We start from the raw sequence: 13,412 nt of genomic DNA on the forward strand, positions 1-13,412 counted from the left end.
AACGTGCAAAGTGTTGATGTTGCCATTGTTGGCGGTGGCATGGTGGGTCTGGCGGTCGCCTGCGGTTTGCAGGGGAGCGGGCTGCGGGTTGCGGTGCTGGAACAAGCCGAGCCGCAGCCGTTAAACGCCGATGCGCCGCCGGCGCTGCGGGTATCCGCCATTAACGCCGCCAGCGAAAAACTGCTTACCCGGCTGGATGTCTGGCCGGAGATTGTCGCCCGGCGTGCCAGCTGTTATCACGGTATGGAAGTGTGGGATAAGGACAGCTTTGGCCACATCAGCTTTGATGACCAGAGTATGGGCTTCAGCCACCTTGGACATATTATTGAAAATGCGGTCGTTCATCATGCGCTGTGGCAAAAGGCGCAGCGTTGCGCCGACGTCACGCTGCTGGCCCCGGCGCAGCTGCAGCAGGTGGCGTGGGGAGAAAACGAAGCATTTCTCAGCTTGCAGGATGGCAAGATGCTGACTGCCAGGCTGGTGGTCGGCGCCGACGGTGCAAACTCCTGGTTGCGCAACAAAGCGGATATCCCGCTGACGTTCTGGGACTATCGCCATCATGCGCTGGTTGCCACCATTCGTACCGCAGAGCCGCATCAGGCGATTGCCCGTCAGGCGTTCCACGGCGACGGCATTCTGGCGTTTCTGCCGCTGAGCGATCCGCATCTGTGTTCGATCGTCTGGTCGCTGTCGCCGCAGGAAGCACAGCGGATGCAGCAGGTCGACGAAGCGGCGTTTAATCAGGCGCTGAATATTGCCTTCGATAACCGGCTTGGCCTGTGCCAGCTTGCCAGCGAGCGTCAGACTTTCCCGTTGACCGGTCGCTACGCGCGCCAGTTCGCCGCGCATCGCCTGGCGCTGGTGGGCGATGCCGCGCACACCATTCACCCGCTGGCCGGCCAGGGGGTGAATCTGGGCTTTATGGATGCAGCGGAACTGATCGATGAACTCCGTCGTCTGCATGCGCAGGGCAAAGATTTTGGTCAGTACCTGTATCTGCGTCGCTATGAACGTAGTCGCAAGCACAGCGCTGCGATGATGCTGGCGGGGATGCAGGGCTTCCGCGAAATGTTCTCTGGCAGCCACCCGGCGAAGAAACTGCTGCGCGATATTGGCCTCAAACTGGCGGATACACTACCCGGCGTCAAACCGCAGTTGATTCGCCAGGCAATGGGCTTAAACGATCTTCCTGCCTGGTTACGTTAAGCGAGTCACACTTCTCTCTCCCGGCCCCGGCGCCGGGTTTTCTCCTCTCATTTGAAATAATCTAATCTCACCCATTTTTTCGCATTAGTTTTATTAATGTCTCTCTTTTTTTGAAACAGAAAACAGGCCCTTTTTTTCGCATAAAATACCATCATGCTCGGTATTATCAGTTCATGATGTTAATTTTATGTGGCATAAATCGCTTTTTTCCAGTCAATAACTCTGTAGTCTTTTTGGCGACTTTTAGTCATAAGCTAATGTGATGTCCTGATTTAGCTTATGGTTTAGCGCCGGGTTAGGTGGTAAGTTCAGGCAAAAGAGAACGTTTGCGTCGGCGTCCGGACATGGCGCCGACGGCGGATTTCGTGGGGCGAAATCGCCCCAATGACATCGCCCAACCCAGTAGCTGGTTCCGTTTTATTCGATGAGGAAAAGATGGCTCAACAGACTCCGTTGTATGAACAACACACGCTGTGCGGCGCTCGCATGGTGGACTTCCATGGCTGGATGATGCCGCTACATTACGGTTCCCAGATTGATGAGCACCACGCGGTGCGGGGCGACGCCGGTATGTTCGATGTCTCGCACATGACCATCGTCGATTTCCACGGCAGCCGCATTCGGGAGTTCCTGCGCTATCTGCTGGCTAACGATGTCGCGAAGCTGACGGTGCCGGGCAAAGCGCTATATACCGGCATGCTTACCGCGTCCGCCGGCGTCATCGATGACCTGATTGTCTATTTCCTTACCGAAGATTATTTCCGCCTCGTTGTTAACTCCGCCACCCGTGAAAAAGACCTCGCCTGGATTACCCAGCAGGCTGAACCCTATGGTCTTGAAATGACCGTTCGTGACGATCTTTCGCTGATTGCCGTACAGGGGCCGCAGGCGAAAGCGAAAGCGGCAACCCTGTTCACCGACGCACAGCGTCAGGCCGTAGAAGGGATGAAACCGTTCTTTGGCGTGCAGGCCGGCGATCTGTTTATTGCGACCACCGGTTATACCGGTGAAGCCGGTTACGAAATCGCCATGCCGAATGAGCAGGCTGCTGATTTCTGGCGTGGCCTGCTGGACGCTGGCGTGAAGCCGTGCGGTCTGGGCGCTCGCGATACCTTGCGTCTGGAAGCGGGGATGAACCTGTATGGCCAGGAGATGGATGAAAGCATCTCTCCGCTGGCGGCGAATATGGGCTGGACCATCGCCTGGGAACCCGCAGATCGCGCATTCATCGGCCGCGAAGCGCTGGAACTGCAGCGTGAAAAAGGTACCGAGCAGCTGGTGGGGCTGGTGATGACCGAGAAAGGCGTCCTGCGCGGCGGTCTGCCGGTGCGCTTTAGCGATGCAGACGGTAATCAGCAAGAAGGTATTATCACCAGCGGCACCTTCTCCCCGACGCTGGGCTACAGTATTGCGCTGGCGCGCGTACCGGCCGGTATCGGCGAGACGGCCATTGTGCAGATTCGCAACCGCGAAATGCCGGTAAAAGTGACTAAACCTGTTTTTGTACGCAACGGCAAAGCCGTGGTGTGATTCCCCTTTTTTGGAGATTAATTGATGAGCAACGTACCAGCAGAACTGAAATACAGTAAAGAACACGAATGGCTGCGCAAAGAAGCTGACGGCACCTACACCGTCGGGATCACCGAACATGCCCAGGAACTGCTTGGCGATATGGTTTTCGTCGATCTGCCGGACGTTGGCGCAACCGTTGAAGCGGGTGACGACTGTGCGGTTGCCGAGTCGGTAAAAGCAGCTTCGGATATTTATGCCCCGATTAGCGGCGAGATTGTGGCGGTGAACGAAGAGCTCAACGACTCTCCGGAGCTGGTGAACAGCGACCCGTACGCGGACGGCTGGATCTTTAAAATTAAGGCCAGCGATGAAGCGCAGGTTGCGGCCCTGCTTGACGCGGATGCCTATGCGGCGCTGCTGGAAAACGAGTAAATATCTTGTCCCTTCACGCTGCGGGCATCTGCTGCCGGCAGCGTGAATGATTTTTGCCTGTTCAGGTAAGTAAAGACACATACGATTCACTGCACGTTTCAGGAACCATCGCTCATGACTCAGACTTTAGGTCAGCTTGAAAACCGCGGCGCCTTTATTGAACGTCACATCGGTCCGGATGCTCAGCAACAGCAGGAGATGCTGAACACCGTCGGCGCCGATTCGCTTAACGCCCTGATTGGCCAGATTGTGCCGCAGGATATTCAGCTGGCGACACCCCCTCAGGTGGGTGACGCGACTACCGAATTCGCCGCGCTGGCGGAACTGAAGGCGATCGCCGGTCGCAACAAGCGCTTCAAGTCTTACATCGGCATGGGTTATACCGCCGTGCAGCTGCCGCCGGTTATTCAGCGCAATATGCTGGAAAATCCGGGTTGGTATACCGCTTACACCCCTTACCAGCCGGAAGTTTCCCAGGGTCGCCTGGAATCACTGCTGAATTTCCAGCAGGTGACCCTCGATCTGACCGGGCTGGATATCGCCTCCGCTTCACTGCTGGATGAGGCGACCGCCGGCGCTGAAGCAATGGCGATGGCCAAACGCGTCAGCAAGCTGAAGAATGCGAACCGCTTCTTCGTTGCCGCCGATGTACATCCGCAGACCCTGGATGTGGTGCGCACCCGCGCTGCAACCTTTGGCTTTGACGTCATCGTTGATGAGGCGGAAAAAGCGCTCGACCATCAGGACGTTTTCGGCGTGCTGCTGCAGCAGGTGGGGACCACCGGCGAAATTCATGATTACAGCAAGCTGATCGCCGAGCTGAAAGCACGCAAAGTGGTGGTCAGCGTCGCTGCGGACTTCATGGCGCTGGTTCTGCTGACTGCACCGGGCAAACAGGGTGCCGATATCGTCTTCGGTTCCGCCCAGCGCTTTGGCGTGCCGATGGGCTACGGCGGCCCGCACGCGGCCTTCTTTGCCGCAAAAGATGAATTTAAACGCTCGATGCCGGGCCGTATTATCGGCGTATCAAAAGATGCCGCCGGTAACACCGCGCTGCGTATGGCGATGCAGACCCGCGAACAGCATATCCGTCGCGAGAAAGCGAACTCCAATATTTGTACTTCCCAGGTATTGCTGGCAAACATCGCCAGCCTGTACGCGGTGTTCCACGGGCCAGAGGGCCTGAAGCGCATCGCCAGCCGCATCCACCGGCTGACCGATATTCTGGCCGACGGGCTGCAGAAAAAAGGGCTCAAGCTGCGCCATGCCCACTACTTCGACACTCTGTGCGTGGAAGTGGTCGACAAAGCGGCGGTGCTGGCACGCGCCGAAGCGCTGGAAATTAACCTGCGCAGCGACATCCATAATGCCGTTGGCATCACCCTTGATGAAGCAACAACCCGCGAAGATGTGCTGAACCTGTTCCGCGCTATTATTGGCGACGACCACGGCCTGGATATCGATACCCTGGATAAAGACGTGGCGCTCGACAGCCGCTCGATCCCGGAAAGCATGCTGCGTAACGACGCGATCCTGACGCATCCGGTGTTCAATCGCTACCACAGCGAAACCGAGATGATGCGCTATATGCACTCACTGGAGCGTAAAGATCTGGCGTTGAATCAGGCGATGATCCCGCTGGGATCCTGCACCATGAAACTCAACGCCGCGGCGGAAATGATCCCGATCACCTGGCCAGAGTTTGCCGAGCTGCACCCGTTCTGCCCGGCGGAACAGGCGGAAGGCTACCATCAGATGATCGCCCAGCTCTCCGACTGGCTGGTAAAACTGACCGGTTACGACGCCGTCTGCATGCAGCCAAACTCTGGCGCACAGGGCGAGTACGCGGGCCTGCTGGCTATTCGCCATTACCACGAAAGCCGTAATGAAGGCCATCGCGACATCTGCCTGATCCCAAGTTCTGCGCATGGTACCAACCCGGCGTCGGCACAGATGGCCGGCATGCAGGTTGTGGTGGTTGCCTGTGATAAAAACGGCAACATCGATCTCGCGGATCTGCGCCTCAAGGCGGAGCAGGCGGGTGAGAACCTCTCTTGCATCATGGTGACCTACCCGTCAACGCACGGCGTTTACGAAGAGACGATCCGCGAAGTGTGCGAAATCGTGCATCAGTTCGGCGGTCAGGTTTACCTCGACGGCGCTAACATGAACGCCCAGGTCGGCATTACCTCTCCGGGCTTTATCGGCGCGGATGTCTCGCACCTTAACCTGCACAAAACCTTCTGCATCCCGCACGGCGGCGGCGGTCCGGGTATGGGGCCGATCGGCGTCAAAGCGCATCTGGCACCGTTTGTTCCGGGCCACAGCGTGGTACAGATCGAAGGGATGTTGACCCGTCAGGGCGCGGTTTCTGCCGCACCGTTCGGCAGCGCTTCCATTCTGCCAATCAGCTGGATGTATATCCGCATGATGGGCGCCGAAGGGCTGAAGCAGGCGAGCCAGGTGGCAATTCTGAATGCCAACTACATCGCTACCCGTCTGAAAGAGGCGTTCCCGGTGCTTTACACCGGCCGCGACGGTCGCGTGGCGCACGAATGTATTCTGGATATTCGTCCTCTGAAAGAAGAGACCGGCATCAGCGAGCTGGATATTGCCAAACGTCTGATCGACTTCGGTTTCCACGCGCCGACGATGTCCTTCCCGGTGGCCGGTACGCTGATGGTTGAGCCGACGGAATCCGAAAGCAAAGTCGAGCTGGATCGCTTTATCGATGCCATGCTGGCGATTCGCAGTGAAATCGACCGTGTGCAAGCGGGCGAGTGGCCGCTGGAAGATAACCCGCTGGTTAACGCTCCGCACACGCAGGGCGAGCTGGTTGCCGAATGGAACCATCCGTACACCCGCGAACTGGCGGTATTCCCGGCAGGTCTGGCGAATAAATACTGGCCGACGGTGAAGCGCCTGGATGATGTTTACGGCGACCGTAACCTGTTCTGCTCCTGCGTACCGATGAGCGAATACCAGTAATTCACTGACTGGACTATCTTTTAAAGGCGCTTCGGCGCCTTTATTTTTTGGGGGAAGAGGATGGCTATAGCACTGATTACCGGCGCCAGCCGCGGGATAGGTAAGGCGACGGCGCTGCTGTTGGCACAGGAAGGGTATACCGTGGTGGTCAATTATCATCACAACATCAGCGCGGCGATGGCGGTGGTCAATGAGATTGTCGTCCTTGGCGGCAAAGCCGTTGCGCTGGGGGCCGATATCAGCGATGAGGCGCAGGTCATGGCGATGTTTGACGGAATCGACCGTCTTGCGGAACCGCTGACCGCGCTGGTTAACAACGCCGGCATCCTGTTTGCGCAAAGCACCGTGGAACACCTGACCGCCGGGCGGATTAATCAGGTGCTGAGTACCAATGTCACCGGCTATTTCCTCTGTTGCCGGGAGGCGGTGAAGCGGATGTCATATCGACACGGCGGAAAAGGTGGGGCGATCGTCAATGTTTCATCAGCGGCATCGCGTCTGGGCGCGCCGGGGGAATATGTGGATTATGCCGCCTCGAAAGGGGCGGTGGACACCCTGACCACCGGACTGTCGCTGGAAGTGGCGGCGCAGGGAATTCGCGTCAACGGCGTGCGTCCCGGCTTTATCTATACCGAGATGCACGCGTCGGGCGGTGAGCCCGGACGCGTGGATCGGGTGAAAGGGGGGCTGCCGATGCAGCGCGGCGGGCAGCCGGAGGAGGTCGCACAGGCCATCGCCTGGCTGCTGAGCGACAAAGCCTCCTACGTGACCGGTAGTTTCCTGGAGCTGGCGGGCGGCAAATAAGATGTGCGAACGCTCTGCCTTATCCGGGCTACAGCCGCTGGCCGGCGGTAAATAACCGCTACCCCACGGCACTCGTAGCCCGGCTAAGCGCAGCGCCAGTCGGGGGTTATGACGCCAGCCACAGCCGCAGGCGCATTCCCCAACCGCTGGTCCAGCCGGTCGTTACCGACTTAACCTCGCCGCGAGAGATGACGATAAGCGTTGGCGTGACCTGAACGCCCCACTGGCGAGAAAGCCCGCCGTCGGGGTCGTTCACCGTGGGCAGCGCCATTTTCTTATGCGCCAGCCAGTTGGACAGCGTGGCATCGTCCCCGGAACGGAGCGCGACGGTCATCACATTGCCGCCGTTGCTTGCCAGCGCCGCTACGGATGGCGTCGTATAACGACACACTCCGCACCAGGTAGCCCAGACGTAGATCAGCAGCGGACGCTGCTGGCTCATGGCGTGCAGATCGACTACGTTACCCTCCAGCGTCTGCAGCGGTGTCGTCGTCAGGTTCGGCGGTAGCGCCGGCCGACGCAGATAATCCATCACCCCGATGAGTGCGCCGGCAAGCAGCAGCAGGATAATCAGCTCGCGCAGCCAGCGGCGTAATTTACTGACCATCGGCTTTTGCCAGCTGTTCTTTCACCAGCCCCTCCAGCTCCTGATAAGGAATCGCGCCAGCGACCATCTGATCGCCGATAATCGTCGCCGGGGTGCCCTGAATATTCAGCACCTGAGACAAAATCAGGTTCATCTTCAGCGAGTCCATTGTTTTATCATCGGTTTTCACCCCATCGGTGGCGGTTTTCTGCTGTGCGGCGAGAATACTCGCATCGTCGTGGTAGCCCTTTTTGGCCATCAGCCGCTGATGCAACGCCCAGAATTTATCCGGCTGCTGGCGCCATGTAGAGAGCGCGGCTTTGGCGGCGTTGACCGAACTTTTCCCCTTAAACGGCAGCAGTTTTACAATCAGCAGGACATCAGGGTTATCGTCAACGATCTTCTCCAGCATCGGATCGAACTGCTTGCAATACGGGCAGTTGTAATCGGTAAACGAGACGATAGTCAGGCGCGGCGCTTTGGCGCCCAGTCGCGGGCTGTCAGGATCGTTAAACAGCAGCTTTGCCAACTGGTCGTTGGCGGATGCCTCCGGCTGTTCTGCCGGAGCGGCAAGGCTGAAGGTTGCAACGCACAGCAGAAGGAGTGCAGCGATGATTTTCATGATTATTGACCTTTTGCAGCGGACAGAGTGGCGAGGAGTTCGTCGCGGCTGAGCAGCGGAGACAGCACGCGGCCCTGCGTTAATCCCGGTCCGTAAATTTGATTGAAGGGGACGGCGGCGCTGCCGCGAGTGGTCAGAAAGCGGCTGATAGTGGCCGACGGGCGACTCCAGTCTCCGCGCAGGGCCACCACGTCTGGTTCAGAGAGTGCGCTCTGAACGTCATCGCGCAGCAATACGTTGTATTTATTGGCCTTGCAGGTGACGCACCAGTCGGCGGTGACGTCGATAAACAGTCGCTTGTTGCTTGCCAGCGCATCGCTAATCGCCTGTTCGCTCAGCGGCTGCCAGTTCACGCGGTCGCGTCGCAACACCTGACCGTCAGGCGGTGACAGAAAAGCGACGACCCCGGCGACAACTAACGTCAGCGCGCCTGCTTTCAGCGTCGTGCGCCAGCGATAGCGCCAGAGCGTCGCCAGAAGAAGCGCGAGGGCCAGAAGTGCCGTCAGGGCGATAACCGGCATCCGACCGATATGCACCGTCAGCAGGCCGAGCAGCCATACGGCCGATCCCAGCATCATCAATCCGAGTATCACGCGCAGGACGTTCATCCAGCGTCCAGGGCGCGGCAGATGCCGGGCGAGGCCTGGCCAGGCGGCAACCAGCAGCCACGGCAGACTCATCCCTACCCCCATGGCGAAGAAAATACCCCACAGCAGCGGCAGCGGCGCGACCAGCGCGACCGAGACGGCGGTACCGAGAAACGGCGCCGTGCACGGCGTGGCCAGTAGCGTGGCGAAGGCGCCCTGCCAGAAATGGCCCATCAGACCCTTGCCGCCGCGGGTAGCCAGAAATGTACTGGCGCCGGAGGAGAGGCGAATCTCAAACAGCCCCAGCAGGCTGGCGCTGAACAGCACCATCACCAGCGCCATCGCGCCGATAAACCATGGGTTCTGAAACTGAATACCCCAGCCCAGCGCCTGATTCCCCAGGCGAAGCAGAGTCATCATCAATGCCAGCGCCAGAAAGGACACTACGATGCCACAAACCGAGGCCAGAAACTGCCGGCGTACGGTTGCGCGTTCGCGCGTCCCGGTCTGCACCAGCGAACCGAGCTTCATGGCCAGTACCGGCAGGACGCAGGGCATAACATTAAGAATCAGCCCGCCGGCAAGGGCCATCAGCAATACCCACCATAAAGCCGGCGCCTGCGCCGGGAGACCTTCGCTAACGATCGACGCGCTCTCCTGCGCCAGACCGCTGTCGGCAAGGACCAGCGACAGACGTTTGCCGCTGAGGTCAGGCGCCGCCTCACCCCAGCTGTCGGTGACCGGGATCTGTGCGACCAGCGTATCGCCGGTCAGTGAGAAGGTGGGTTTACCGAAATCGACATTCTCCACGCTGTCGATAAACAGCGACGGCTGTTGCCAGCCGGCTTCGCGAACGGCGGTCACCGTGAGCTTTCCGCCGCCATAGGACGAGGTCAGCCGGGACGTCAGGCCATCCGGGCGCGGAAGCGTGCCCAGCGCGCGGGTATAATCATAGCTAAAGCCATCTCCCGCAGGGACGGTCATATCCAGCGCAAAGGGATAGTCGGTCAGAATGCAGACATTGCTACAGGTGGAAAGCGTCAGCACGCCGCTTAAGGTCTGTGGTACCGGTCCGCGGATGTCCAGCGGAAAGCTGACGTTACCGTGATAGCCCTGGGTGGTGATCCCCGCGACGTCAAACCGCTGCGGCGTTGGCCAGTGCCAGGTGACATCCAGCGGCGTTTTCCAGGCGATAGCGGGCGCAATGCCGCCTTCCCCCGGGGAGCGCCAGTAGGTTTTCCAGCCTTTTTCCAGCGCCACATCGAGCAGCAGGCGCGTTGTGCCGCCATCGTCGTGTTGTGCGCGCAGCCGGACGCTGGCGTGTTGATTCTCGGCGGCGCGTAGCCAGCCGCTGTCGGCGGCCTGGCTGACGGGCAGCCATAGCCAAAGCAGGCAGACCAGCAGTCGCCTGAATACCATAAGCATAAATTTTCTCCGTAAATGATTGATTAACCTGAACTGTCAGGAAATCCTCATTCACGGAAGACGCACAATCGCAAATGCACCCGTAGCCGGGGAGGGGAAATAACGCGGGGAGGCCAGAGACGGACAATGCGCGGCGGTATTGCCGCCAGCAGCGTAAGCAGTAGCGCGACGGCAAACAAGGCGCCTTCAAACAGCACCGGCGGTGCGGCGAGCAGTGATTTCGCGCTCAGCTCGCAGGGAGTAACCGGCGCTTCGGCCGTATCCTGACCCTGCTGGGCTGATTGCGTCACGGCGGTGGCATTCATGACCAGCGCATGCAGCCCGGCCATACGCTGCGCGGTGCATACCAGCACCACCAGACAGGCAAGGGCTACAAGAAGAATGGCTTTTCGCTGTTGCTTAATCATTTTCGCCTCTGTGATTCACGAGGCTTATCTTATCGGGCGAACGCGTTTTAGCAATGTTAAAGCTGTAAAGAAGTGTCTGTAAGACCGGCAATTGCCCTCTCCTCTGGCGAAGAGAGGGCGGTACGGAGAGGGAATCAGAGGTTTTCGCCGTTGCTGGCAATGACCTCTTTATACCAGTTGAAGCTTTTCTTACGCGAGCGGGACATATCGCCGGTGCCGTCGTCATGTTTGTTCACGTAAATAAAGCCGTAGCGTTTGCTGTACTGGCCGGTGGTAAAGGAGACGCAGTCGATACAGCCCCACGGGGTATAGCCCATCAGTTCGACGCCATCGTAAGTCACCGCTTTGATCATCTCTTCCACATGCGCGCGCAGGTAGTCGATACGGTAGTCGTCGTTGATGCTGCCGTCCTCTTCAACTTTATCGTAGGCGCCGAAGCCGTTTTCCACGATGAACAGCGGTTTCTGATAGCGTTCGTACAGTTCGCACAGCGAGTAGCGCAGGCCCACCGGGTCAATCTGCCAGCCCCAGTCGGAGGCTTTGACGTGCGGGTTCGGCACGCTGCCTTCGAAGCCGGAGATGGCATCGCCGCTGCCGCCTTCCGCTTTGACCGCGTTGGTCATGTAGTAGCTGAAACCGAGGTAATCGCAGGTGCCTTCACGCAGGATCTGTTCATCGCCCGCTGCCATAACGATGTTAAAACCGCGGCGCTCCCACTCGTTGAGGACGTAGGTCGGGTAGTAGCCGCGCAGCTGCACGTCGGTAAAGACATAACGTTCACGCATGGACTCCTGGGCGAACATCACGTCTTCCGGCTTACAGGAGAACGGATAGAGCGCCACCATGGCCAGCATGCAGCCGACCTGCATCTGTGGATTGATCCGCCGCGCCGCTTTCACCGCCAGCGCGCTGGCAACGAACTGGTGATGCAGTACCTGGTACATGGTCTCTTCCGGGTTTTCGTAGTCGGTATAGACCACGCCGGAACAGCAGTAGCCGAACAGCGGGGCGCGCCAGTTGCGCTGGTTGTTGATCTCGTTGAAGGTCATCCAGTATTTCACTTTGTGCTTATAGCGCTCGAAGACCACTTCGGCGAAGCGCACAAAGAAATCGACCACTTTGCGGTTGGTCCAGCCACCGTACTGCTGCACCAGATGCAGCGGCATTTCGAAGTGGGAGAGAGTAATCACCGGTTCGATGTTGTACTTCAACAGCTCATCGAACATGTCGTCATAGAACTTCAGCCCCTCTTCGTTTGGCTGAGTTTCATCACCCTGCGGGAAGATACGGGTCCAGGCGATGGAGGTACGGAAGCACTTGAATCCCATCTCAGCAAACAGCTTGATGTCTTCTTTGTAGCGGCCGTGGAAATCAATGGCTTCGTGGTTCGGGTAGTACTTACCCGCTTCCACCTGGCGAGTAATCTCGCGCGGCACGCCGTGAGCGCCGCCGGTCAGCACATCGCAAATGCTTGGGCCTTTGCCCTCTTTATTCCAGCCGCCTTCAACCTGATGCGCGGCAACCGCGCCGCCCCATAAGAAGTCTTTCGGTAAGGTAATTTTTTTCATCCTGGCTCGTCTCATCAAATAGCATCTGTTGGCGAGTCTAACAAAGGGAATATAAATGTCACGATATAACAATTTCCCTCAGCTGGAATATGTTACATCGAAAAAACAGGGTGTTATTTTCAGGCGAGTTTACGCGCTAATTTACGGCCCAGAGACTCCAGAATATAAATAACCGGAATTTGGGTGGTAATATCATAAACGCCGCCGATGCGCGTTTGCGGGACGTGCCAGGAGAGGTTGAAGTCCGCCAGTTTCGCCAGTCGGGAGTGCTCATGGCTGGTGACCGACATCACCTTGCAGTTGTGCAGGCTGAACTGGCTGGCGAAGCGGAGAATCTCTTCGGTCTCGCCGGAAACGGAAAGAACGATCGCCAGCGCGTTACGCGCCATGTCGTTGGTGACCGGGAAATAAGGGTCGTCGATATGGTTGCTGAATTTCCCAACGTTGGAGAAAAACCGTGCGCCATATTTTGCCAGCGCCCCGGAGGTACCGGCGCCGACAAATATAATACGTTCTGATGCGAGAATAATATCGACGGCGCGCTCGAGTAAATTATCAAATTCGTCATTGTTGACGCTTTTAAAGAAACTCATAATTTCACTGGCGCCGATATTTGCCTGTTGAGGCTGGTTCTGCTCGAGATATAATTTAAAGCGGAGGCGAAACTCCGAGTAGCCTTCGCACTGCAGTTTGCGACAAAAGCGCAGGACGGTGGTCGTGGAGACCCCGGCGGCTTCTGCCAGCTCGCGGATGGTCATATACATCACTTTGTCACGATTCTTAATGACGTAGTGGTAGACCATCATCTCAAGATTATTGAGACTGGCGATCGCGGCGTGGGAGAACATACTCACAGTAATAACTCACAATTCATAATGACCAGGATGGAATTATATCATGCAGCCGAATGACATAACCTTTTTTCAGCGCTTTCAGGACGACATCCTCGCCGGGCGCAAAACCATCACCATTCGTAATGCCGCCGAGTCGCATTTTAAAACCGGCGACGTGCTGCGCGTTGGCCGCTATGAAGATGACGGCTATTTTTGCACGATAAGCGTGGTGGCGACGTCCACGGTGACGCTCGATACGCTCACGGAACGCCACGCCGAACAGGAGAATATGACCCTGGCGCAGCTGCGGCAGGTGATTGCGGAGATCTATCCTGGCGAAGACCAGTTTTATGTTATTGAATTCAAAAGGCTTTGATGAAATAGCGAACGACTGTTAGTTGAAATTTTAATGTAACATTATGATTTTATAGTGTTTACAAAT

General features: G+C 57.8%; 12 protein-coding genes. 6 read left to right on the forward strand and 6 right to left on the reverse strand.

What is annotated here, in order from left to right:
• Positions 1-3: 3 nt before the first annotated feature.
• From ubiI to AC007G_RS06225, 5 genes are all read left to right on the forward strand, one after another.
• Positions 4-1,206, forward strand: coding sequence for an FAD-dependent 2-octaprenylphenol hydroxylase (gene ubiI, locus AC007G_RS06205; RefSeq protein ID WP_032690804.1), 1,203 nt, complete (start codon positions 4-6; stop codon positions 1,204-1,206).
• Between the two features lie 435 nt (positions 1,207-1,641).
• On the forward strand, positions 1,642-2,736 hold the full coding sequence (gene gcvT / locus AC007G_RS06210; protein ID WP_032696673.1) for a glycine cleavage system aminomethyltransferase GcvT: 1,095 nt from the start codon (positions 1,642-1,644) through the stop codon (positions 2,734-2,736).
• Positions 2,737-2,760: 24 nt separating this feature from the next.
• Positions 2,761-3,150 (forward strand): glycine cleavage system protein GcvH, encoded by a 390-nt coding sequence (gene gcvH, locus AC007G_RS06215; RefSeq protein WP_004867393.1) that lies wholly within the window; start codon positions 2,761-2,763, stop codon positions 3,148-3,150.
• A gap of 114 nt (positions 3,151-3,264) precedes the next feature.
• Positions 3,265-6,138 (forward strand): aminomethyl-transferring glycine dehydrogenase, encoded by a 2,874-nt coding sequence (gene gcvP, locus AC007G_RS06220; protein WP_032690806.1) that lies wholly within the window; start codon positions 3,265-3,267, stop codon positions 6,136-6,138.
• 60 nt (positions 6,139-6,198) lie between these two features.
• On the forward strand, positions 6,199-6,942 hold the full coding sequence (locus AC007G_RS06225; protein WP_142629876.1) for an SDR family oxidoreductase: 744 nt from the start codon (positions 6,199-6,201) through the stop codon (positions 6,940-6,942).
• Between the two features lie 106 nt (positions 6,943-7,048).
• Here the strand turns inward: AC007G_RS06225 and AC007G_RS06230 are convergent, their stop codons facing one another.
• The 6 genes from AC007G_RS06230 to AC007G_RS06255 all read right to left on the reverse strand — a co-directional run bounded on the left by AC007G_RS06230 (position 7,049) and on the right by AC007G_RS06255 (position 12,985).
• Positions 7,049-7,549 (reverse strand): protein disulfide oxidoreductase, encoded by a 501-nt coding sequence (locus AC007G_RS06230; protein WP_479466559.1) that lies wholly within the window; start codon positions 7,547-7,549, stop codon positions 7,049-7,051.
• On the reverse strand, positions 7,539-8,150 hold the full coding sequence (locus tag AC007G_RS06235) for a DsbA family protein (protein ID WP_142629872.1): 612 nt from the start codon (positions 8,148-8,150) through the stop codon (positions 7,539-7,541). The genes AC007G_RS06230 and AC007G_RS06235 overlap by 11 nt, the downstream gene beginning before the upstream one ends.
• Before the next feature lie 2 nt (positions 8,151-8,152).
• Positions 8,153-10,162 (reverse strand): protein-disulfide reductase DsbD family protein, encoded by a 2,010-nt coding sequence (locus AC007G_RS06240; protein WP_142629870.1) that lies wholly within the window; start codon positions 10,160-10,162, stop codon positions 8,153-8,155.
• Positions 10,163-10,209: 47 nt separating this feature from the next.
• Positions 10,210-10,569: a hypothetical protein gene (locus AC007G_RS06245; RefSeq protein WP_032696676.1), complete on the reverse strand. Its 360-nt coding sequence runs from the start codon at positions 10,567-10,569 to the stop codon at positions 10,210-10,212.
• 134 nt (positions 10,570-10,703) lie between these two features.
• Positions 10,704-12,137 (reverse strand): 6-phospho-beta-glucosidase, encoded by a 1,434-nt coding sequence (locus AC007G_RS06250; protein ID WP_032690812.1) that lies wholly within the window; start codon positions 12,135-12,137, stop codon positions 10,704-10,706.
• A gap of 119 nt (positions 12,138-12,256) precedes the next feature.
• Positions 12,257-12,985, reverse strand: coding sequence for a MurR/RpiR family transcriptional regulator (locus AC007G_RS06255; RefSeq protein WP_032690813.1), 729 nt, complete (start codon positions 12,983-12,985; stop codon positions 12,257-12,259).
• Between the two features lie 49 nt (positions 12,986-13,034).
• On the opposite strand from AC007G_RS06255, the gene yqfB reads away from it, so the two are divergent.
• A complete protein-coding gene (yqfB, locus tag AC007G_RS06260) occupies positions 13,035-13,346 on the forward strand; it encodes a N(4)-acetylcytidine aminohydrolase (RefSeq protein WP_004867365.1) in 312 nt (103 codons plus the stop codon).
• Positions 13,347-13,412 lie beyond the last annotated feature (66 nt).

It is taken from the genome of Klebsiella sp. CSG-1 (genome assembly GCF_056521145.1).

Bases quoted from the DNA above. Each gene is read 5' to 3' on its own strand.
- gcvT (WP_032696673.1), top strand. From the start codon at position 1,642: ATGGCTCAACAGACTCCGTTGTATGAACAACACACGCTGTGCGGCGCT.
- gcvH (WP_004867393.1), top strand. From the start codon at position 2,761: ATGAGCAACGTACCAGCAGAACTGAAATACAGTAAAGAACACGAATGG.
- gcvP (WP_032690806.1), top strand. From the start codon at position 3,265: ATGACTCAGACTTTAGGTCAGCTTGAAAACCGCGGCGCCTTTATTGAA.
- AC007G_RS06225 (WP_142629876.1), top strand. From the start codon at position 6,199: ATGGCTATAGCACTGATTACCGGCGCCAGCCGCGGGATAGGTAAGGCG.
- AC007G_RS06230 (WP_479466559.1), bottom strand. From the start codon at position 7,549: ATGGTCAGTAAATTACGCCGCTGGCTGCGCGAGCTGATTATCCTGCTG.
- AC007G_RS06235 (WP_142629872.1), bottom strand. From the start codon at position 8,150: ATGAAAATCATCGCTGCACTCCTTCTGCTGTGCGTTGCAACCTTCAGC.
- AC007G_RS06240 (WP_142629870.1), bottom strand. From the start codon at position 10,162: ATGCTTATGGTATTCAGGCGACTGCTGGTCTGCCTGCTTTGGCTATGG.
- AC007G_RS06245 (WP_032696676.1), bottom strand. From the start codon at position 10,569: ATGATTAAGCAACAGCGAAAAGCCATTCTTCTTGTAGCCCTTGCCTGT.
- AC007G_RS06250 (WP_032690812.1), bottom strand. From the start codon at position 12,137: ATGAAAAAAATTACCTTACCGAAAGACTTCTTATGGGGCGGCGCGGTT.
- AC007G_RS06255 (WP_032690813.1), bottom strand. From the start codon at position 12,985: ATGTTCTCCCACGCCGCGATCGCCAGTCTCAATAATCTTGAGATGATG.
- yqfB (WP_004867365.1), top strand. From the start codon at position 13,035: ATGCAGCCGAATGACATAACCTTTTTTCAGCGCTTTCAGGACGACATC.